Raw genomic sequence first — 20,250 nt, 5'->3', positions numbered from 1 at the left:
GCTTGCCGCGACCCTACATACAGTTGCCCTAATCGTCGAGAGGTTCTGTAGACACTTTCCTTCGATGTATCGGCCATACAGGGGGCTAGGCGCCGAGAAGTGCCCTGTTTGTGTCACGAGGCGCCTTCCGGTTCAGGTTTCTGTATCCAGAACCACGTGAGGCGAGGGGAAGGGATCTTCTGCCGTCACACCGTCCGGGAGCGGGATGCGGTGGACGTTCAGGGTCATGGCGACCATGGAGTAGTAGCCGACCAGGCCGGTGAGCTCCACCACCCCCGGGACCCCGAGGGGCCGTAGTACGCCGTCGTAGACCTCGTCCGGGACGTCGTGCCGCCGCAGCAGACCCGTGACGAACTCGTACACGGCACGGTCGGTCGGATCGTCGAACTCGGGCGTCCGACCCTGCCGGACTGCCTCGGCGAGTCCGGACGGTACGCCCGCGTTCGCCGCGTGCGCGGTGTGCAGGATCCACTCCAGGCGGCTGTCCCAGTGGCGGGCGGTGACGAGGATCGCCAGTTCGCTCACACGCGGGGATAGCGAGGTGCCGTATCTGAGGAGTGCCCCGAGGTGCTGCCAGCGCTCGGCGAGTTCCGGGTTGTGGATCGCTGCTCTGATGGGACCCTGCACCCTGCCGCGCGGGCCGCTGATCATCGCGTCGAAGACCGCGCGCTGGGCGGGATCGAGCTGTTCGCCCGCAGGGAGCGGGATCCGGGGCGGGGGCCAGGCGTCCTCGGCGGTCATACGACGCCCTCCTCGCGCAGGGCCTTGATCTCGCACGCCTCGACGCCGAGGTCGCGCAGTACTTCGTCGGTGTGCTGGCCGAGCAGCGGCGGGGGCTGTTCGAGGGCCAGGGGACTGTTCGCGAACCGCAGCGGGCTGGCCACGAGCCGGACGCTGCCGGTGAGGGGGTGCGGAACGTCGACGACCATGCCGCGGTGCTGGACCTGTTCGTCCGCGAGGACTTCGTCGACCGTGTTGACGGTGCCGCAGGGTACGCCGGCCCGGTCCAGTCGCTCGATCCAGTGACGGCGTGTCTCGCCGGCCAGGACCGAGGCGATCAGCGGGCGCAGCTCGGCAAGGTTGCGGACGCGGGCGCGGTTGGTGGCGAACCGTTCGTCCCCGGCGAGGCCGTCGAGGCCGAGCGCCTCGCAGAACCGGACGAACTGTCCATCGTTGCCGACGGCGACCGCGAGTCCGCCGTCCTTGCAGGTGTAGACGTCCTGGGGCTGGATGTTGGGGTGCGAGTTGCCGGTGCGGGCCGGGATCCTGCCGTCGACGAGGTGGTTCATGGCCTGGTTGGCCAGCGTGGCGACCTGGACGTCGAGCATGGCCAGGTCGATGTGGTCACCCAGGCCCGTCTGGCTGCGGTGGGCGAGTGCGGCGAGCACGGCGACGGCCGCGTACGTGCCGGTGGTCAGGTCGACGATGGGGACGCCAACTTTCTGCGGGCCGCCGCCGGGCCGGTCGTCCCGTTCGCCGGTGACGCTCATCAGGCCGCCCATGGCCTGGATCGCGAAGTCGTACGCGGGCTGCGCGCGGCGGGGTCCGGTCTGGCCGAAGCCGGTGATGGAGCAGTAGATCAGGCCCGGGTTGACCTCCCGCAGGTCCTCATAGCCGAGGCCCAGCCGGGAGAGGGTTCCGTACTTGAAGTTCTCCAGCAGGATGTCGGCCTGCGCCGCCAGCTCCCGGATGATCTGCTGCCCTCGTGGCTTGGACAAGTCGACGGTGATGGAGCGCTTGGCGCGGTTGGCACCGAGGTAGTACGCCGACTCGTGGGTCGGAGTGCCGTCGGCGTCGGTGAGGAACGGCGGGCCCCATGAGCGGGTGTCGTCACCGCTGCCGGGGCGTTCGACCTTGATGACGTCGGCGCCCATGTCGGCGAGCAGTTGCCCCGCCCAGGGGCCGGCCAGGACCCGGCTGAGGTCCAGAACCCGGATGTGGGACAGCGGGCCGGAGGAAGAGGGGGAGGAGTGCTTGGGCATGTGACCTCATCTGAAGACAGCAGGGAGTATTTTCAACCTCTCTTGTATCCAGAAGCTGTATTCAGTTAACTACATCGAGCCTGCAGACCCAACGCCCCTCCGGAGACAGCCATGAAACTCTACTGGTCCCCGAAGTCCCCGTTCGTCCGCAAGGTCATGGTTTTCGCCCACGAGACAGGCCTCGTGGACCGGCTGGAACTGGAGCGCACGGTGGTGGCCCTCACCAGGCCCAACCTCCCGCACGTGCGGGAGCACAACCCGCTCGGCCGGATCCCCACCCTGCTCACCGACGACGGGATGTACCTGCCCGAATCGGTCCTGATCTGCGAATACCTCGACTCGCTGCACGATGGCCGCCCGCTCTTCCCCGGGGCACCGCAGCGGCGCTGGGCCTCACTGCGCCGCCACGCGCTGGGCAGCGGACTGCTGGAGATCCAGATCCTGTGGCGCAACGAGGCGCTGCGCGAGGAGCCCTACCGACTCCCCGCGATGCTCGCCGCCTGCGAAACCAAGGCCGAGGCGACCCTCGACCTGCTGGAACGCCAGGCGGAGGACCTGGAGAAGGTACCCTTCGACATCGGGCACATCGGCATCGGCTGCGCGCTGGGCTACCTCGACTACCGCTCGGCCGACTTCACCGACCGCCAGTGGCGCACCGGCCGCGACCGGCTCGCAACCTGGTACGAGACCTTCCGCGCCCGGCCCTCGGCGCGGGCGACCGAGCCGTACGAGGGCTGAGCCGAGCGCCCGGGCAGACGGGTCTAACCGCCCCCTTCCAACACGAACCGCAGCGATTCGCGGACCATCTTCGGGTCGTGCGCGCCGGCCACCGAGGCGATCACCGTCAGGGCGGTACGGGCGAGATGCTCGGCCACCAGACGCGAGGCCTCGCGGGCCCGCCCCTCACGGGCCGCCGTGTAGATCTCGTCGTGTCCCGTGCGGCCCATGGTGATCAGGGCGAGGCGGTAGCTGGGCGCGTTGTGGTAAAGCCGCAGGTAGCGCACGGAGTGGTCCCACATGCTCTCCACCTGCGTCCGCAGCCGGTCCTCGGTGTGCGAGAAGAGCAGGAAGTGAAACCGGCGGTGGTGGGCGACCGCGCCCTCCTCGTCCCCCGTCTCGGCCGCCGTGTTCATGGCCGACATCTCGGCCTCCAGCTCCTCCAGCTCGGCCGGCGTCAGCTGCGGTACGGACAGGAGCACCGCGAGCGGCTCGCTGACCAGCCGCATCGAGTAGAGCGTCTCCAGGTCCGGGATCGACAGCGGCGCGACCCGGATCCGGCGGTTGAAGTCCAGCTGCACCAGCCCCTCGGTCTGCAGCCGCCGCAGCGCCTCGCGCAACGGCGTACGGCTGACCTGCAGGTCGGCTGCCAGCTGCACCTGCGAGACCCAGGCGCCCGGCTTCAGGCGGCCCTGCAGGATCGCGTCGCGGACGTGCTCGTACGCAAGCCCCATGGCATCGGTCTGGGCGGCGGACGAACGCGGAGTAGTGGACACAGACTCCACAGTAGCGGCTTCCCTCATGGTGGGATCACCCGATAGCCAAGACCGAATTCTGGATACAGAATGAGGAACGTCGGACTGTTCGCCGCGGCCAGGGGCGGCGGCCGGAGAAGATCGTCGGGTACAGGAGAGCCGTCGCATGCTCGTCTTCGTCATGGATCCCGTCGAGGCGCTCTCGCCGGAGCACGACACCTCGCTCGCCTTGATGCGCGCCGCCCGGCAACGGGGCCACCAGGTCTGGCACTGCCCGCCGTCCGGTCTGTCCCTGCGCGACGGCAGGGTGCGGGCACGCGCGCGGGCGGCGGACTTCACCCCGGGGCTGTCGCTCGGCGTGCCGGAAGACCTCGGTCTGCACAAGGCCGACGCCGTCCTGATCCGCACGGATCCGCCCTTCGACGCCGGCTACCTCGCGACCACGCTCCTGCTGGAGCACCTGCGCGGCGACACCCTCCTGGTCAACGACCCGCGCGGTCTGCGCGAGGCCAACGAGAAGCTCTACGCCTGCCGCTTCCCGGACCTGATGCCGGCGACCCTGGTGACCGCCGAGCCGGCACAGCTGCTCGCCTTCGCCGGGCAGCAGCGGCACGGCGCGGTGTTCAAGCCGCTCTTCGGGCACGGCGGACGAGGCGTCCTCCGGCTCGACCCCGGGGACGGCAACGCCCGCGCCATCGCGGAGACCATGACCGAGCGGGGCCGTGTCGCCGTCATGGCGCAGGAGTTTCTGCCCGAGGTCGCCGAGGGCGACAAGCGCATCCTGCTGCTCGACGGGCACCCGCTGGGCGCGGTACTGCGGCGGCCACCCGCGGGCGACTTCCGCGCGAACCTCGCGCTCGGCGGTGACGCGAGAGCGACAGGGCTGGACGCGGACGACCTGCGGATCGTCGAGCGCATCGCACCCGCCCTCCGTGCCGACGGGCTGTACCTCACCGGCATCGACGTCATCGGCGGGCGCCTGAGCGAGGTCAACGTCACCAGCCCGACGGGCCTGGTCCAGCTGAAGGCGCTGACTGGGGCGCGGCACGATCTGACGGTCATCGATTGGCTAGAGAGGGCTAGTTCTGTATCCAGATAGACCCTCTAGGACCCCTAAATCGTTGGACATTCAGGGAGTACAGGAAAACCTGGATACAGAATCCCTTGGAAGGCTTAGCTTCTGTGTGTAGAATCGGCTGGCATGACCCCACCTCTACTCACGGCACACGGCGTCCGCGTCGAGATCCGGGAGGCGGTGGCCGAGGTTGTCCTCGACCGCCCGCCGGTCAACGCGGTCACCGTCGAGATGTACGAAACCCTTGCCACCGCCTTCCGGGAGCTGTCGGCCCGTACCGACGTCCACGCGGTGATCCTCCGCTCGGACGGACGCCTGTTCAGCGCGGGCGCCGACATCAAGCAGCCGGTCGAGGCGGTCAGCGCCTCCGAGAGCGCGGCCGAACGCCGCCAGCGCATGGCCCGTACCGCGTACGAGGCGATCCTCGACTGCGCCCTGCCGACGATCGCCGTCGTCAACGGGGCCGCGCTCGGCGCCGGCGCGGTGCTCACCGCCTGCTGCGACATCCGGTACGCCGCCACCGACGCCCGGTTCGGCCTGCCCGAGATCAACGCGGGCCGTTGCGGCGGCGGCAGCCACCTCATGCGGCTGCTCCCGCAGGGCCAGGTCCGGCTCATGTACTTCACCGGCGACCCGGTCGACGCCGAGGAGGCGTACCGCATCGGCCTCGTCCAGAAGGTCTTCGAACCCCAAGCCGTACTCGGCGAAGCCCGCGCGCTCGCCGCGCGGATCGCCGCCAAGAGCCCGCTGGGGCTGCGGCTGGCCAAGCAGGCCCTCAACGAGGCCGAAGACCTTCCCGTCCGCCCCGGCTACGCCGCCGAGCAGGTGTACACCCTGCGGCTGGGCGCCCACCCGGACGCCGCCGAAGCGGCCAGGGCCGTCCTCGAAAAGCGCGCCCCGGTCTGGTCCTGGCCCGACGTGGCGGAGAGCTGATCACCATGTGCGAGTTCATCACCAAGACCATCGACGTCGCCACGCCCGGCGGCCCGATGCCGACCCTGGTCACCGCCCCCGCCACCGGTGGCCCGCACCCCGCCGTCGTCATCTACATGGACGCCCTCGGCGTACGCGAGGCCCTGCGCGACATCGGACGCCAGATCGCCTCCCACGGTTACACCGCCGTCCTGCCGGACGTCTACCACCGCATGGGCGCCGGTCTGAACTGGACCACCGAGCAGCTCCTGAACGACCCGGCCGCGAAGGAGGAGATCCAGCGCGCCACGCGCAGCCTGCCCGACTCGCACGTCGTCGAGGACACCGCCGCGCTGGTGGCCGCCCTGGACGCCGAACCGCTCGTCGCCGACGGCGCCATGGGCTGCGTAGGCTTCTGCATGGGCGGACGGCACGTCCTGCGCGCCATGGCTGCCCAGCCCCGAGTGTTCACGGCCGGCTCCGCCTTCCACCCGTCCGGTCTCATGGACGAGCGCTACGGCAGCCCGCTCGCGTACGAGGACGCCGCACGCATCACCGGCGACATCTACGTCGGTCTCGGAGACGCCGACCACCTCTCCCCGCTGGAGGCGATGCGCCCGCTGCGCGACACCCTGCGCGAGCACGGCGTACGGGCGATCGTCGACGTCCACGCCGACGCCGAGCACGGCTACATGTTCCCCGGCCCCCGTTACAGCGAGCGCGGCGCCCGCCGCTCCTGGGAGGAGACGTACGCGCTGTTCGCCCGGGTCCTCGGAGAGAAGAAGGACGGGGACGCATGAGCACGATCCTCGTCGAGGAACGGGACGACACAACGATCGTCATGCTCCATCGCCCCGACGCACGCAACGCCCTCAACGCCCGGATGGTCGGCGAACTGCACGACATCTGCGCGCAGTTGGAGAAGTCACCGAAGCCCCTGCTGCTCACCGGAAGCGGCGGAGTCTTCGCGGGCGGCGCCGACATCGCCGAACTCCTCGAACGCGGCCGCGACGAGGCCCTCCTGGGCATCAACAGCCGCCTGTTCGACCGCATCGCCCGCCTCCCGCTGCCCACCGTCGCCGCCGTCGACGGCTACGCGCTGGGCGGCGGCGCGGAGCTGGCGTACGCCTGCGACCTGAGGATCGCCTCCGAGAGCGCCGTGTTCGGCAACCCGGAGCCGGGCCTTGGCATCATCGCCGCGGCCGGGGGCTGCTGGCGCCTTGCCGAACTGGTGGGCAGGTCGGTGGCCAAGCAGATGCTGCTGGGCGGAAGTCGCCTGGACGCCGAGCGGGCGTACGCCCTGGGCCTGGTCTTGGACGTGGTGCCCGCGGACCAGCTGAGCGAGCGGGCGCACGCACTGCTCGAGCGCATCGCCCGCTCCTCCGCCACCGCGCTGCGGCTGACCAAGCTCGTCGTCGACGCACCCGGCGGCCACCCGTGCATCGACGACCTCGCTCAGGCGGTGCTGTTCGAGTCGAGCGACAAAACGGACCGGATGAGCCGGTTTCTGAGCGGTGGGAGGACCAGGTGACTTCCCTTCCCCATCTTCCCAAGAGCGTAGGCGTGATCGGCGGCGGCCGGATGGGCGCAGGCATCGCCCAGGTCTTCGCCACCGCCGGCAGCGAGGTCGTGGTCGTCGAAGGCTCGGCCGCGGCGGCCGACGCCGCTCGCTCGCGCATCGCGGACAGCCTCGACCGGGCCGCCGCACGCGACAAGCTGCCGGTACCGCCCGGCGACGTGCTCGGCAGACTGCACTTCGTCACCGACGTCTTCGAACTGCCCCTGGAGGCCGACCTCGTGATCGAGGCCGTCCCCGAGAACCCCGACCTCAAGGTGTCCGTACTGACCGCCGCCGAGCGCGCCGTCTCGGAACGCACCGTGCTGGCCAGCAACACCAGCTCCCTCTCCGTCACCGAGCTGTCCGCCGCCCTCCAGCGCCCGGAACGCTTCCTCGGGATGCACTTCTTCAACCCCGTACCGGGCTCCCGGCTGGTCGAGGTCGTCACCGGCCCCACGACCACGGTGACCGCTCAAGTCCTCTTCTACGTACGGGCGTTGGGCAAGACCGACATCGTCGTACGTGACTCCCCGGGCTTCGCCACCAGCCGCCTCGGCGTCCTCCTCGGCCTGGAGGCGATCCGCATGCTGGAGGAGGGCGTCGCCGACGCCACCGCCATCGACACCGCGATGGAACTCGGCTACGGCCACCCCATGGGCCCGCTGCGCTCCACCGACCTGGTCGGCCTCGACGTACGCCTGGCCATCGCCGACCACCTGCACCGCACCCTCGGCGACCGCTTCGCCCCGCCCTCGCTCCTGCGCGACAAGGTCGCGGCGGGCGAGCTGGGGCGGAAGACGGGCCGAGGATTCCACACCTGGACTAGAGCCTGTGTGATGTCGTGATCAATCGGCTGCTTGCAAGAGCTCTCCGAGCCAGATCATCGAGGCGCGCAGTTCGAGGCCGGCGAGATAGCTCTCGGGCGTCTTGTCGAAGCGTGTGGCGATGCCGCGCCAGTCCTTCAGCCGGTTGATCAGTCGCTCGACGGTGTTGCGGTCACGGTAAAGATCGGCGTCGAAAGTGACGGGTCGGCCGCCCCGGCTGCCCTTCTTGCGGTTGGCGGCCTGGTCCTTCTTCTCCGGGATGACCGCCTTGATGTGGCGTCGTCGCAGGTGGGCGCGGTTGGCGCGGGGCGAGTACGCCTTGTCCGCGGCGACCGCGTCCGGCCGGGCTGTTCGGAATGAGTTCGCGCAGCATCACCGCGTTGCAGCAGTGGCTTGGGCGCTGATGCCCCACGCCTCCGGGTGACGCCGCATAGGAACCCTGCCCAGGATAGGAACCCCTGCCCAGGACCGATTCATGCCCTGTGATCGCGCGGGCTCTGAGGCCGTGCCAGTCCCTCCCGGAACGAGCTGTCACGGGGGTGCTGCTCGACGACCTGCGGGAGCACGGGATCAGCGGCCTTGCCGCGTATGGCCACGTCGTCAAGCGAGGCAATGACATCGAGAACCGAGCGCGGCTCGAACTGCCCCGCCACCCGCTTCGCCTTGCTACGCACATTGTTCGGCGTAGGGCCGGCGTCGAGGACCGAGTGGTGCCACAGCCGGCTGTGGTGGGCGCACCGGTTGCGCAGGTAGACCAACGACCTTCCACGGTAAGCGAACCCGGCCTTCGCGACCCCGACGCTGGTCGCCACGGCGTCGGCCAGCGTGCCGCCGGCTCCACGCTCGATGGCCTTGGACAGCGTTCCGAACGACCACGCTTCAACGGCGGACCACACCGGCAGCTCGCTGTAGTCGGCACGGTCACCTTCGGTGCCCCTGTACCGCAGGATGTGGCGGTCCTTGCTGCGTTCGATGTCGCGCAGGCACGACTCGACTGTCGGCTCAACGTTGCCGACGTCGGTGTAGAAGCTTTGCTCAAGGAAGCTGCCGTACGGACCATGCCCGTCGGCGATCACTCGGGCGACATGCGTGCGCAGCAGGAGCTCGACGCGCGCGAGAGGTTGGCTGAGCGCGGTGCGTAGCGCCTCGCCCGCTTCGTAGACGCGGCGGATCTCAGCGAACGTCGTGCCGGGCGCAAACGTATCGTCGCCCATGTGGGGAGCTCGCTGGAAGTAGCGAGCGTATCCGGAGAACCGGTAGTAGTTGTTCGAGCCGAGGAACGCCGCGCAGACGGCCTCGTCGTCGATGACGAGGCCACGGCGGGCCAGGAGCGCGACCTGCTCCCCCACGGACAGGCTCGGCTTCACTCGCACCCCGGAAAGAAAGAGGCCCCTCCCATTTGAGCATCGTAGAGAGGCTTGGGAGGGGGTCGATTGCCACTGTTCTAGCCGATGCATCGAGCCGCGCACCAGCCGCCGCCTTCGGATCGACCGGCTGAGCCCCGGATCGTCCTGCAGCTCCCAGGGAGTAATCAGGCTACTTCTTGCCACTCCCAGAGGTTCCTCCATGCCGGAACTCCACCATGTTCCGTAACGGCCATGAGCGACCCTCACATCGGCTCGTAAGCGAGTGTCCTCGCAGGTCAGGCCGCTGGTCGATCAAAGGTTGAACCGGAACTCGTGAGTCCTGCCGATTGCATCATCTTGATGCGTGACCGACCAGATCTGCACTGCGGGAGAATCGCGCTGTGAAGATGCGTCCGAACACAGCGCGCACTTTCTGGAAGGCGCTCATGGACAACGCGGCCCGCTCGCTCACGGTCCTCGCGCAGAAGGAGCTGGGCAAGGCGCTTTGGATCTACGAGAGCTTCGAGCAGGCCTGGAGCACCGGATCCGAGGATGCGCGGGAGGTGCCGCGGCTCGCGTCGGACGGTCGCCACCACGCGGTGAAGTACATGGAGTCCTTCGTCTCGGCCAGGAGCTCGCCGCGTTCTGGGGCGACTACGGGGCGATCGAGCACCCGGAGGACGAGTCGCAGGACGGCTGGAATGCCTTCCTCGCGCAGAAGAAGAGCGAAGCGGAGACCGCCGGCCGGCGCGCCAACGAGGAGAAGATGGCCGGGTTCTACGTCGACCTCGACGGGTCCGGCGACGCAGTCCACTCCCCCGCCGACATCTCGGCGGGGTCCATCGACGCGGATCTGCAGACCGCGGCGCAGGTCGTCGAGATGCTCCTCATCAAGGACCACAGCAGGATGAATCTCGAGGCGCAGACGCCGTACGACAGCACTCACGAGCAGCAGCACCGGCTGCTGCCCATTTCCCACCCCGAGGACTGGAGCGAGGCGTCGGAGAAGTTCAGGCGGGGCGACTACTTCAAGGGTACAGAGGCCTGAGCGGCACCGGACGCACGCCGGTGGAAGGGAGGTCGCTCAGGAGTCGGACTGCGGGGCCGCGCTTGCGAAATCATACCTACTGGCCGTCCCCTCGGCCCCTGACCGAGGAGGCTCAAGCAGCTACCTCAATCACCTCCCCGGGCGGGTATACCCGATGTATTCTGTCAGGCATGGCACACACAACGATCAAGGTCGAGAGCAGCATCCGGGACCGGCTGGCGATCCTGGCCGCCGAGAAGGACACCACGATCGCGGGGCTCGTCGGCGAATTCGCCACCCACACCCTCACGCAGAGCGAGCGGGACGAGCAGGTCGCGAAGACCCTCGAAGTCCTGCACGCGCTCTCCGGCTACGCCCCGGATCCCGAGCAGGACCGCGCAGCGGACGATGAGCTCACGCGCCGGCTCGGCAGCGCCGCGTGAACCCTGTCGCCCCTGTCGATGTAGTCCTCGACGACAGCGCGCTGCTCGCTCTGGGCTCAGGCAACGTCCTGGCCTCCCGCCTTCTGTACCAGGCCGCCGAGACCGGGGCCTGGCGCGTCCACGTCGCGCTGGCCGCACTCGCCGAAGCGGACCGGGTACGCACCGGACTCGCCGGCCACCTCGGCATGCTCGACCAGGTGGTTTTTCATCCGCTCGATCTCGCCGCCGTCTTGGCCGCCTCGGGCCACGAGCGGTCTCTGGGCTGGTGCCACACCCACCATGTGGCCATGCCCGGCCCCGAGCGCCTGGATGGGGCACGCGTCGCCACCGTCCAGCCCAAGGCCTGGGACGTGGCCGACGTCCGGGTGCTCGACCTCTCTCCCTGAGCGATCCGCCCGGGTTGGGGCGGACTTCACCAGTGGATGTGATCCCAGCACTTCCCCAAGTGCACGGAATTCACCGCGTAGTTGTCACGGCGACCCGCCCGCGGGGCCGCCGGGAGCACCGGGGGCCGTCCCAACGGCCGGGGGAGCGGGCACGGGTGGGGGTGGCATGGCGCGGCGCGGGCGCGGGACGCGCGGGAGGAGGCGGCGGGCGCGGCCCCGGGGGGCGAAGGTGCGCCTCCACCGCGGCCATGTACCGCTCGCGGACATCCGCCAGCGCCCGCAGGTCGACGACCGACGTCGGGATCACCATCGCCGTGTCGTCCGCCACTGGGGGCGAGAGCCACGCATCCTTCATGCTCCGCCCGGCCACCGTCCGCGTACGGGCGACGAGTTCGTCATACGCGGCGCCCACCTCCGGGGCCTCGAAGCGGACCCACGCCTCGTGCCAGGTCAGTCTGGCCTGGATCTCCCGCAGCTGCTCCGACAGGCGGACCCGCTCCTCGGCGGCGGCGTCCGCGCGGCGGCGCCGCACGGCGTACGCCATCTCCGCGTACTGGATGCTCACCTCGTACGCGCTCGCTAACAGTTCCTGCTTCCGCTCCCGCAACTGGGCGCGGCGGCTGATCCGCGCCTGGACGCCGAGGATGAGGCCGGTCACGAGTGCGGCGAGAACGGCGGCGTAGGGGCCGAAGGCCTTGATCGCGTCAGCCAATGATTTGGTCCTGTTCGTCGAGGCCCGGCGAACCGTGGCCGTGGGGTGCTTCGAAGCCCGGCCAGATGCTGGTGGCGCGATAGGCAGACTCCCAGCGCAGATGGCGGACGATGATCGCGACGAGGAGCCGCCCGCCGTCACCGGGCGACCAGCGGCGCGAGGGCGCGTCCTTCGGGTACCAGAGGCACAGGGAACCGTCGGGGTTGCGGTGGGCGGGGCAGTCGGGTCCGCGTGCGTGGACGCGGGGGACCGCCGGATCGCCGGGGGCGAAGACGATGCGGAGACTGTGCGAGGGCAGGATCCGCACGTGCGGGTACACCTGGACGGTGAACCCGGACGCGAAGTCGGCGGGCTTGTCCACCTCGCGCACGTCGAGCCCCGTTGAGCGCATCCCGGTCAGCAGCTCGGCGCGGGCCATGGGACGGGCGAACCAAGGACGGCGCGCGGGACGCCGGTCACCGCTCAACGGCCGTGACCTCCCGCCACGAGCGCGTCTTGGGGAGGAGCAGGCTCGCGCCCGCGAGACCGAGGCTGGCGGTGGTGCTCAGGGGAGTGGAGGCGGCGGAGAAGGCGCGCTCGCGTTCACGCATCGTCTTGGGGAAGAGGTGCTCCAGGACCTCCGCCACCGTGTCGATGTCGTCGGGGTCGGCGATGGCCTTCGCGAGCTTGTCGGCGGCGGCCCGCAGCCGCCGCTCGGCGTCCGCGTCGGGGATCAGCGGCTTGAGGTCGGGCGAGACGGAGCGCGGATCCTTGGTCGGCTCGCCGCGCTGGAGGCGCAGGGCGGCCTCCAGCAGCACCGTGTGGACCGCGCCGACGAGGCCCATTCTCGGCTCGACGAACTCGTAGGCCCACACGGAGAGTTGGTGCGAGGAGAAGCCTGGCTTCGTGGCCTGAGCATTCCACGCCTTGAGGATGCGGATGGCACGGCGCCGGGTGCGCCGCAGGGCGTCGGCGCCGGACGTCAGCAGCTCCACGTGGCCCTGGGGGTCGCTGGCGCTCCATGCCTTCTTGGAGCCCGGGGCCCGCTCCAGGTCGGGGATCCACAGCCCGCGCCCCTCGCGGCGGCGCAGCGCCACGATGAGATCGACCGTGACGTCCGTGCCGTTGACCGGAGCGCCGAAGTGAATCTTGAGGCCCCGCCGGGACGTGCACACCCGCGCCTTGGGGTAGGACGGGGTGCGCTCCGGGTCGCGGAGCTTCGGACCGATGAACGCGATGAGTTCGTCGGTAACGGCGTGCGGGGCCTCCCCTTCGCCGTCAGGACCGAGCTCCGGGTGCCGGACACGGTCCAGGATGATCCCGCCGTCCCCGTCGCTGACCGCTCCCGCGTGCGGCTGAATGTGGGTGCCAACGGGGATCGAACCCGAGCTGTACGACGTACGGCCCTCGGGGTGCTGCTCGGCCAACTTGCGGGCCAGCGCGAGACGTTCGCGCGTCGCCGTGAGGATGTCGGGATCTACGTTGATCAGGGTGAGCAGGTCGTCGAACTGCTTGTGCAGATGTGCCATGACCGTTCCTTGCGGGTGGAGAGGAGCGAAGTCGTGGACAGACGGCCCGCACGGGTGTGTGCCGTGTTCCGAGTCTGACGTACACCACTGACAACGCCCCCGCGCTCAGCGGGGGTCATAGCCCAGCGCGGCCCGGTCGATGAGACGGTCACCGAGATCACGGACCGGCGCCGCCCGCCGGTTCTCACGACTCCCCGGAGTCATCGGGTTCTTCCTTGCCTTGGGCCAGGATCCGGCCTCCGACGAAGACCACACCCAGAGCGAGCGCGGAACCGACACCGACTATGGTCTTCTTCAGCAGACCGTCCACGTGGCGCTTGTGCTCGGTGTCCTTTCTGAGAAGCAAGTCTTGCCGTTTCCTGGATGAGTTCGAGGAGGTGCTTCCTCTGCTCCCAGGTCAGGTCGTCCCTGCGGAGTTCCCGCTCGAAGATCTCCCGGTTCTCCCGGAGGGCCTGGTAGACCTGATCCAGGCTGTGCATGCCGTCCGCGAGAGTGGCCTCGTGGGCCTTCTCGATGGCGCCGAAGGCGTCCGTGGCGAACTTCCTGAACTCGGGGAACTGTTCGACGATCTTCATGGCCACTTCGGTGTCCATGTCAGGCATCATGGCCGCGAACCTGATCGTCTTCTCCTTGGAGAGGTGCCTCCCCGAGCGCGCGCATGATCTCGGCTTCGTTGTTGGCGATGTTGGTGGGGTCATGTAGCGGCGGTGCACAGGGCGCGGAAGTGACTTGATCGGCGGCGGTTTGTCGGTGTGGTGTTGATCCAGTCGGCGATGCGGGCGACGTTGCAGGCCATGGGCGGTTCATCACCGGCTGCCCCAACTGCAGCGCCGCGCCGTGCTTCCGCTGGACGCGATCGGCTCCCCGGCCGTCGTCCTCAATCCGCGCCTCGAAGCCTACGCCTGGGAGTACGAACACCTCCGCATCGCCGACGTGATCCTTTTCTGGTTCTGCGCGGTCGCTGTCCAGCCCATCGCCCTGTACGAACTCGGGGCCCATGCCGCCCGCGGCACCCGCCTCGCGGTCGGCGCACATCCCGACTACCCGCGCCGTAACACCGGGGTTCGGCGTACGTCACGGTCGGAGGGACATCCCATGAGGCGCGAGTGGAGACTTGGGACCGACGCAGTCCGACTCGCCGGGGGCTGGCTGTCGAAGGGCTCATCTGACGTACGGCAAGCTGACCCGGGGCGGGGCGGTGTGGGTCTACGGTGTGCCGGGTGAGTGACGAGGTGGCGCCGCTGGTCGGCGAGGACGTTCCCAAGATCGACGAGGTTCTTGCTGGGGCCCTGGTGACTCAGGGCGAAGCGGGCGTGCGGGCGTTGGGGCTACTGCGGGATGCGCGGCGCGTGCTGGCCGGGGTGGGGCTGGAGCGGCCTGGGGAGATCGCCGAGTCGTGTCTGCGGGGCGCGGTTGATGCGCTGCTGAGCCTGTCCGATGCCCCGGTCGTGGTGGGGCTGAAGTCTGCGGCCCGTGAGCTGCTGGACGCGGTGGACGCCTGCTCCCCGGCAGCCGATGCTGCTCCCGTCGAGGGGCTGTCTGCCGAGGCTTCCGCGTCGGAGGCGTGGGAGCGGGTGGTGGAAGCGGCCGAGGTGCTCCGCGGGGAGTTGGGGCGGCCGGGCGGCTACCACCGCGGCCGTGCCCGTGGCATTGCAGAGCGGCTGATGGGCGTCATGCTCGGGTCGGAACAGGAAGTGGCACTGGAGGTGTGGGGCCGGGTGTACGGGGCGACGTCGGGCACACTGCACGGCGGCGCCGCAGATCCCGGGCGGGCCGTGCGACTATACGGGGAGGTCCTGGCGGCGGCCCGGGAACTGTTGGTGCCGCTGCCTGGCCGGGCAGCACGGGTGTTGGAGCTGGCCGCGCTCGCGGACCCGGGCCCAGGGGACGCCTTGGAGCTGGCACGGTGGGCGGACCCGCGCGCCACCGCCTATTTCTTTGGCTCCAAGCCGTCGTCGGCGTGGCTGCCCCTCCTGCAGGAACACGCTGCGCATCTGCTAATGCCGGATCCAGCCACTGAGTGGCGTTGGCCAGCCGCCCCGTTCCTCGAGCACCTCACCACCTCAGACCCGGGCGCCGCACGTGACTGGCTGGCCAGCCACGCCGAGGACATCACTGCCGTCGGCCGGGAAGCAGCCAACGGGTTCCTGCGGCTGGCCGCCCGGGACGGGATCGTCCTGGCACCGCAGGTACATGCCCTGCTTGAGCAGTTCACCGGTGCCAGGGCGGAACCCCACAGCTGGGAGACCGCGTGGACGCTGCGCCTTGCAATCCAGTGGGCGCTCTCGGTCCCACTGGCCGTCCGGGACTGCAACTGGATCCTCGTGACGGAGCGACTGCTGGCCGAAGCGGTGGATGGCGAGCACGCAGTCAGTGCGGTCCGGCGGGAGGCTTCGGCTGAGCGCGAGGCCGCCTTCGAGCGCGCGAATGCTGGCGGGAAGGAGGCCGACCTCGTCGCTCTCGCCATCGAGGATGCGAGGATCGAGGAACGGATCGCGTCGACGATGACCAGCCGGATGTCCATGCAGGGCCACGAGGTGGCGCGCCTGCTGCGGGAACTGGTGCGCACCGCCTACCCGGCCAGCCTCCGTGGTGGGGCACACCCGCGGGTGCGCATGATCCGCGCTGTGGTGACCGGGTTGCTGCGCCAAGACCTTGAGCTGACCGATCCGGAGGCCCGACGGATCGTCTTCGGCGACTTTGACCTCGACCAGGTGCACGTGGGTGACAGTGCGACGTCCGGCGGGCCCCGCCTGGCACGCACCGTCCTGGATCTGGCCGCAGTCGACGCGGCCGCTGGCGCGAGCTTGGCCGAGCGCACCCACCAGTGGAAGCGCCTGACCCATGCCGACGCATGGTTGCACGGCCGCCTTCTCGCCGCCCACCTGACCCACTTCCCGCCCGCCGGCGGTGCCCCCGTGCCCGGTGGCGGGCCGGCCAGCGGGGAGGAGGAATGGTGGCAGGAGGCCAGCGCGCTCGTGCCCTGTGTGCTGGTCGGCTACCCGGCCCCGGAGACGGCCCGGCTCGTCGAGGTGGTGCTGCACACCTGCCCGCCCGACCGCGCCGTCGGCGTGGAGGAGGCGGCACGCGCAGCCCTGGGCGCACCGCCGCCCGCCGAGCTGGTGGATCAGATCCTTCCCCCTGATGCCGACCGGGCGGACGGTAACCGGGAACCGCTGGCGGGGTGGCTGCGCGTGTGGGACTGGTCACCGGCGCTGCCGGCACGGCTGCTGACCGGCTGGGAGCCGGTGATGACCGCGCTGCACCGCCTGGTCCCCGAGGGGCCCGCCGACCCGCGCACCGTGGTGGAGCTGGAGCCGATCAAGCCGCTTCTGCTGGAGGCGGAGGAACTGGTGGAGTGGGCTGCCGAGCACGGGCCGGTGGCGACCGCCGCCCGGCTCGCCGCGGCCGATGACATCGACGCCGCCCCCGCCAGGGCCATCCTGCTCGTGCACCGGCTGGTCAAGGCCGACCCGGCCGGCTGGACGAGCGATGTGCCTGCGGTCCTTGAGGCGTTTCAGCGGCCGGAGTTCGCCGCGATCTACCTTGCTGCGGCCGTGCAATGGCCCGGAGCCTTCCCCCATGGACCGGCTCAGGCCGCCGCTGCGGCGCTCGACGTGCACCGCGCCGTGGCTGGCCCGCCCGCAGGCGCCGATGCCGGTAGAGATGGACCGGCCGCAGGTTCCGGTCTCCGCACCGGCGTGGTGCACCTCGCCGACGAGGCGTTGTTCGGCCTGCTGACCCGGACGTGGCGCTCTGGCGGCGACCTCGCCGACGATCTTCCCCGGACGCTGGACTACCTGCACGCCCTGGCCGCCGTCCTCACCCAGACCGCCGGAACTCAGGCCCCAGACGGCGCCGACCCCGCCGAGGGAGACGGCATGGCCCCTGCCGTCCCGCCAGAGGTGGAAGGGGAGATGCTGCTGGGCTCGGACGATCCGGAGGTGCGCGCGCTGCAGTGCCTGCTGGAGTACGCCATCTACCGCGCCCGTATTGCCGGACCGATGCCCCAGGAGGTGCTGGAGGTGGTGGCGGGCGCCATCACCGCCCGCAGCAGCGAGGAACGGGTGGTGCGCGCCGTCGGGGTGTACCTGCCGACCCTGCACCGCTACGCGCCCGCCTTCGCGGCCGACCACCGCGCCGAGCTGTACGGCATACCGACCGACCGCCCCTCACCCGCCGCCGCATGGCTGCGCTGGGGACCGCCCTACCCGCCCCTGCTCGCAGCCCTGGACCGCACCGAGCTCCTACAAGCGCTCCGCACGGGTGCGCGCGGCGCCGCCGAGCACCTGGCGCACGCGCTCATGGCCGACCCGGCCTTCCTCGGCGAGCCGACCGCAGCCTGGGCCGAGCTGGCGGCTGGCACCGGCGGCCCGGCCGCGGTCTCCCGGCTGCTGGAAGCGATCGCCGCCCGCACTCCGCGCACCGGCACCGATGAGCCCGCCCAGGCGACCGCGGCACCGAAGACCGCCGCGGCGACGGACCTGTGGCGTGCCGCGCTTGCGGCCAACCTGCCGCCCGGCGCGCTGGCCGGCGCTGGAACCTTCGCCGCTGCGGCGCTCGACGACGCCGTGTGGCTGCCCCTAACTCGATCGAGTGCCGAGCACAGCCCAGCCCTGACCAACGCCGACCTCGTTGCTGAACGTGCAGCCAGCCACCCCCACAGCCCGGACGCACTGCTCCTGGCCGCGCAGTTGGTCGCCTACCCCGTGCAGCCGTGGCAGGTCGAGGCCGTCCGCCGGCACGCTCGTACCCTCCTGGATGCTGCGGCGGCCCTCCCCGAGGCCGAACGCCCTGCCGCCCTCCAGGAGCTACGGGAGGCACTGGTCAACGCCGGTGACGTTGACACCGTCCGGACCTGAAGTGCTCGATCGCCCGGCCGTCCCTTGCCCGCCGTAATCACCTGGGCGCGGCAGCTGTCCTCGGTTCAGGTGGGATTCCAGGAGACTCCCCCAAGCGCCTGGTGCGTCGGGCCCCGACGCGGTCGGTCCCGCGCCGCAGTCTCGCGCGTCACCTTATGACCCCAGCGTGGTGTCCAGGTGTTTCCGGATGCGGCGGTAGGTGTCGGTGACTGTGGCGGGCGGTGTGGGGTGGGCTGCTGCGAAGTGGGCGCCGACGCGGGGCTTGCTCCGACCGTGCTCCTTTTTGGCCTGTTTGTACAGTTCGGCGTCGAGCTCGGCGAGCAGGGCTTCGAATTCGCCGCCCTTGTTGCCGTCGGTGCCGAATTCGCGGGCGAACGTGAACACACCTGCTTCTTCCCAGTAGTCCTTCCAGCGAGGGAAGGCGTCACTGGGGGCTGGCTGGCCGCTTGGGAGCAGGCTCTTGGCCGCGATGTGCTTGTACAGGCGGCTGCCGTGGCTCAGCGCGGGTCCGTCGGCGACGATGGCCCAGGGGATGCCGAAGGCCCTGAGATAGTCGACGTAGACGTCGAAAGCCGCGTCCCCGTCGACCTTCATCAGGCAGATGTTGGCGGCGCTCAGGGAGCCCCATTCGGGGCAGTGGGTGCTGTCCCACCACCGGCTCAGGGCACCAGTTTCGGTCGCGCCTTCGCACAGGATGACTCCAGCGGCGAACAGAAGAGTGCGGGCCTCGGCTGCGCCGAGACGCTGCAGCCATCTGGTCTGCTCCTGCGCCGACAGGCCATGGGGCACACGGTAGACCTGAGTGCCTGACGGGTGCGGGGCAAACCGCACGATGCGGGAGAGGTCCGCTGGGGTGCTGGCGGGTACCAGATCGGCGCTGTGGGTGATCACGATGCACTGCGCGCGGGCGCTGAGCACCGGCATGAGGCGTCGCTGGAGGGTCGGCTCCAGGTTGACGGCCGGCTCATCGAGGACGATGACACGGCCGGGCTCACCGGTGAGCAGGGTGCTCAGCAGGAGCGCTTCCTGGATACCGGCCCCGGCGAAGGCGATGGGCACTTCGTGGTCACCGTCGACGACGGTGACATCGATGAGCATGGTGCCGGGCTCCTCGGGGTCCGGGGATGCCTGCACACCCAGGGCGCGGCCGGTCAGATCGGTGAACAGTGCCTTGGCCTGTGCGTAGCGCTGGCGCAGCGCGAGCGGGCCGTTCTTGCACCGGTACAACTCGCCGGCCGCCCCACTGCCGTCGCGCAGGTCGAAGGGATGCTGGAGGGCCTGGTAGGGGAAGCGGCGCTCCAGCGGGAGACGGCGGTTGTCGGTGACCACGATGCCCTGGCGCAGGATCGCGGCCAGCACCTGGACAAAGTCGAAGGACCGGTTGTCGATGTCGCGTTCGCCCAGCCTGGCCGCCAGATCCAGCAGGGTGGTGGGCAGCGGGCTGGATCCGTCATTCGGTGGCGTCACGCTGAAAGTCAGAGCCTCGGATCCGTGCGGGAGTACTTTGGTGAAGTCCCCCAAGCCTTCGGGGCACTGCTGCCACCAGTGGCTGAAGTTCCGGGTCTGGTTGGGCCCTCTTCCTCGGGCTTCGGCCGGGCTCAGGCGCAGGAAGCTTGAGCCGCCCACGAGCTGGATCTGCCATGTGGTGTCGTCGTGAGTGAACTCCCAGGCCGCGAACCACGGCTGGCTCCAGGCCGCGTCATAGCGCACGTGCAGTGTGCCAGTCCACAGCGGGGACAGCGATGCGGGATCGAGCTGGTCGCGTATGGCGGCGTCCAGCTGATCCCGGGTCGGCAGGCTGGGGGAGGAGGCGCTGTCCGCGCCGCACACGAAAGCAGCTCTGACGAAAGCGGCGACCAGTTCCCACTCCCAGCCCTGGTCAAGCTCGATCTTCATGGAGGCTGTGAAGGATGCGGCTCCGAAGCGTCCTGCCCGGGTGTACAGGTCCAGCCGGTCGGCTGCTGGTCGGCCGCTGTAGTGCCCGACGATCGTACTGATCAGGTCCACAGCCCTGCCGAGGTTGGACTTACCCGCTCCGTTCGGGCCAGTGACGTTTTCTCAGCGAAATGATCTGCGCGAAGCGGTGTGAAACAGACCATGCGTGGGTGGGTCGGGCGAACTGGGCCCGGCTGCGAACAGACGT

21 protein-coding genes and 2 pseudogenes are annotated in these 20,250 nt (G+C 70.0%); 12 read left to right on the top strand and 11 right to left on the bottom strand.

What is annotated here, in order from left to right:
- Positions 1-132: 132 nt before the first annotated feature.
- Both ACWD3C_RS40845 and ACWD3C_RS40840 read right to left on the bottom strand, forming a co-directional pair.
- The gene (locus ACWD3C_RS40845) at positions 133-741 is read right to left on the bottom strand and encodes a carboxymuconolactone decarboxylase family protein (protein WP_451152475.1); all 609 of its coding nucleotides are present in this window, start codon (positions 739-741) and stop codon (positions 133-135) included.
- A complete protein-coding gene (locus tag ACWD3C_RS40840; protein ID WP_451152473.1) occupies positions 738-1,982 on the bottom strand; it encodes a CaiB/BaiF CoA transferase family protein in 1,245 nt (414 codons plus the stop codon). Before ACWD3C_RS40840 ends, ACWD3C_RS40845 begins: the two co-directional genes overlap by 4 nt.
- 111 nt (positions 1,983-2,093) lie before the next feature.
- On the opposite strand from ACWD3C_RS40840, the gene ACWD3C_RS40835 reads away from it, so the two are divergent.
- Positions 2,094-2,720, top strand: coding sequence for a glutathione S-transferase family protein (locus ACWD3C_RS40835; protein WP_451152471.1), 627 nt, complete (start codon positions 2,094-2,096; stop codon positions 2,718-2,720).
- A 23-nt stretch (positions 2,721-2,743) separates the two neighbouring features.
- On the opposite strand, the gene ACWD3C_RS40830 is transcribed toward ACWD3C_RS40835, so the two are convergent.
- A complete protein-coding gene (locus tag ACWD3C_RS40830; RefSeq protein WP_451152469.1) occupies positions 2,744-3,475 on the bottom strand; it encodes a GntR family transcriptional regulator in 732 nt (243 codons plus the stop codon).
- 145 nt (positions 3,476-3,620) lie between these two features.
- Between ACWD3C_RS40830 and gshB the strand changes: the two genes are divergently transcribed.
- From gshB to ACWD3C_RS40805, 5 genes are all read left to right on the top strand, one after another.
- Positions 3,621-4,553: a glutathione synthase gene (gene gshB, locus ACWD3C_RS40825; RefSeq protein WP_451152467.1), complete on the top strand. Its 933-nt coding sequence runs from the start codon at positions 3,621-3,623 to the stop codon at positions 4,551-4,553.
- Positions 4,554-4,655: 102 nt separating this feature from the next.
- Positions 4,656-5,462, top strand: a complete 807-nt coding sequence (locus ACWD3C_RS40820) for an enoyl-CoA hydratase-related protein (RefSeq protein WP_451152465.1) — start codon at positions 4,656-4,658, stop codon at positions 5,460-5,462.
- Positions 5,463-5,467: 5 nt separating this feature from the next.
- Positions 5,468-6,241 carry a dienelactone hydrolase family protein gene (locus tag ACWD3C_RS40815; RefSeq protein WP_451152463.1) on the top strand — a complete coding sequence of 258 codons (774 nt, stop codon included), beginning with the start codon at positions 5,468-5,470 and terminating at the stop codon, positions 6,239-6,241.
- Positions 6,238-6,972 carry an enoyl-CoA hydratase/isomerase family protein gene (locus tag ACWD3C_RS40810; protein ID WP_451152461.1) on the top strand — a complete coding sequence of 245 codons (735 nt, stop codon included), beginning with the start codon at positions 6,238-6,240 and terminating at the stop codon, positions 6,970-6,972. The genes ACWD3C_RS40815 and ACWD3C_RS40810 overlap by 4 nt, the downstream gene beginning before the upstream one ends.
- Positions 6,969-7,844, top strand: a complete 876-nt coding sequence (locus ACWD3C_RS40805; RefSeq protein ID WP_451152459.1) for a 3-hydroxyacyl-CoA dehydrogenase family protein — start codon at positions 6,969-6,971, stop codon at positions 7,842-7,844. The genes ACWD3C_RS40810 and ACWD3C_RS40805 overlap by 4 nt, the downstream gene beginning before the upstream one ends.
- On the opposite strand, the pseudogene ACWD3C_RS40800 reads toward ACWD3C_RS40805, so the two are convergent.
- Positions 7,845-8,168 (bottom strand): annotated as a pseudogene (locus ACWD3C_RS40800) (transposase); the annotation flags it as partial.
- A gap of 128 nt (positions 8,169-8,296) precedes the next feature.
- The gene (locus ACWD3C_RS40795) at positions 8,297-9,190 is read right to left on the bottom strand and encodes an Abi family protein (protein WP_451152457.1); all 894 of its coding nucleotides are present in this window, start codon (positions 9,188-9,190) and stop codon (positions 8,297-8,299) included.
- A 386-nt stretch (positions 9,191-9,576) separates the two neighbouring features.
- Here ACWD3C_RS40795 and ACWD3C_RS40790 point away from each other — a divergent pair.
- The 4 genes and pseudogenes from ACWD3C_RS40790 to ACWD3C_RS40775 all read left to right on the top strand — a co-directional run.
- A pseudogene (locus tag ACWD3C_RS40790) lies at positions 9,577-9,789 on the top strand (AbiV family abortive infection protein); the annotation flags it as partial.
- A gap of 146 nt (positions 9,790-9,935) precedes the next feature.
- Entirely contained in the window at positions 9,936-10,217 is a 282-nt protein-coding gene (locus ACWD3C_RS40785) for a hypothetical protein (RefSeq protein ID WP_451152455.1), read from the top strand.
- Positions 10,218-10,387: 170 nt separating this feature from the next.
- Positions 10,388-10,639 carry a hypothetical protein gene (locus tag ACWD3C_RS40780; protein ID WP_356656928.1) on the top strand — a complete coding sequence of 84 codons (252 nt, stop codon included), beginning with the start codon at positions 10,388-10,390 and terminating at the stop codon, positions 10,637-10,639.
- Positions 10,636-11,025 carry a hypothetical protein gene (locus ACWD3C_RS40775; protein ID WP_451152453.1) on the top strand — a complete coding sequence of 130 codons (390 nt, stop codon included), beginning with the start codon at positions 10,636-10,638 and terminating at the stop codon, positions 11,023-11,025. Before ACWD3C_RS40780 ends, ACWD3C_RS40775 begins: the two co-directional genes overlap by 4 nt.
- A 70-nt stretch (positions 11,026-11,095) precedes the next feature.
- On the opposite strand, the gene ACWD3C_RS40770 is transcribed toward ACWD3C_RS40775, so the two are convergent.
- The 5 genes from ACWD3C_RS40770 to ACWD3C_RS40750 form a co-directional block, all read right to left on the bottom strand.
- Positions 11,096-11,737: a hypothetical protein gene (locus tag ACWD3C_RS40770; RefSeq protein ID WP_451152451.1), complete on the bottom strand. Its 642-nt coding sequence runs from the start codon at positions 11,735-11,737 to the stop codon at positions 11,096-11,098.
- Positions 11,730-12,155 carry a hypothetical protein gene (locus ACWD3C_RS40765; RefSeq protein ID WP_409469913.1) on the bottom strand — a complete coding sequence of 142 codons (426 nt, stop codon included), beginning with the start codon at positions 12,153-12,155 and terminating at the stop codon, positions 11,730-11,732. Before ACWD3C_RS40765 ends, ACWD3C_RS40770 begins: the two co-directional genes overlap by 8 nt.
- 37 nt (positions 12,156-12,192) lie before the next feature.
- The gene (locus tag ACWD3C_RS40760; protein ID WP_451152449.1) at positions 12,193-13,245 is read right to left on the bottom strand and encodes a hypothetical protein; all 1,053 of its coding nucleotides are present in this window, start codon (positions 13,243-13,245) and stop codon (positions 12,193-12,195) included.
- A 200-nt stretch (positions 13,246-13,445) separates the two neighbouring features.
- A complete protein-coding gene (locus tag ACWD3C_RS40755) occupies positions 13,446-13,838 on the bottom strand; it encodes a hypothetical protein (RefSeq protein ID WP_451152447.1) in 393 nt (130 codons plus the stop codon).
- Between the two features lies 1 nt (position 13,839).
- Positions 13,840-14,244 carry a hypothetical protein gene (locus ACWD3C_RS40750; protein ID WP_451152509.1) on the bottom strand — a complete coding sequence of 135 codons (405 nt, stop codon included), beginning with the start codon at positions 14,242-14,244 and terminating at the stop codon, positions 13,840-13,842.
- Here ACWD3C_RS40750 and ACWD3C_RS40745 point away from each other — a divergent pair.
- On the top strand, positions 14,179-14,469 hold the full coding sequence (locus ACWD3C_RS40745; protein ID WP_451152503.1) for a hypothetical protein: 291 nt from the start codon (positions 14,179-14,181) through the stop codon (positions 14,467-14,469). The two genes, ACWD3C_RS40750 and ACWD3C_RS40745, sit on opposite strands and share 66 nt — an antisense overlap.
- Positions 14,466-18,107 carry a hypothetical protein gene (locus ACWD3C_RS40740; protein ID WP_451152445.1) on the top strand — a complete coding sequence of 1,214 codons (3,642 nt, stop codon included), beginning with the start codon at positions 14,466-14,468 and terminating at the stop codon, positions 18,105-18,107. The genes ACWD3C_RS40745 and ACWD3C_RS40740 overlap by 4 nt, the downstream gene beginning before the upstream one ends.
- Before the next feature lie 153 nt (positions 18,108-18,260).
- Here ACWD3C_RS40740 and ACWD3C_RS40735 read toward each other — a convergent pair whose 3' ends face one another.
- Positions 18,261-20,003 carry an ATP-dependent nuclease gene (locus ACWD3C_RS40735; RefSeq protein WP_451152443.1) on the bottom strand — a complete coding sequence of 581 codons (1,743 nt, stop codon included), beginning with the start codon at positions 20,001-20,003 and terminating at the stop codon, positions 18,261-18,263.
- Positions 20,004-20,250: the final 247 nt, after the last annotated feature.

The organism is Streptomyces sp. NPDC002845 (genome assembly GCF_053591955.1).
Note: the sequence above shows the minus strand (reverse complement) of the source record. Positions and strands in the feature narration are given on the sequence as shown.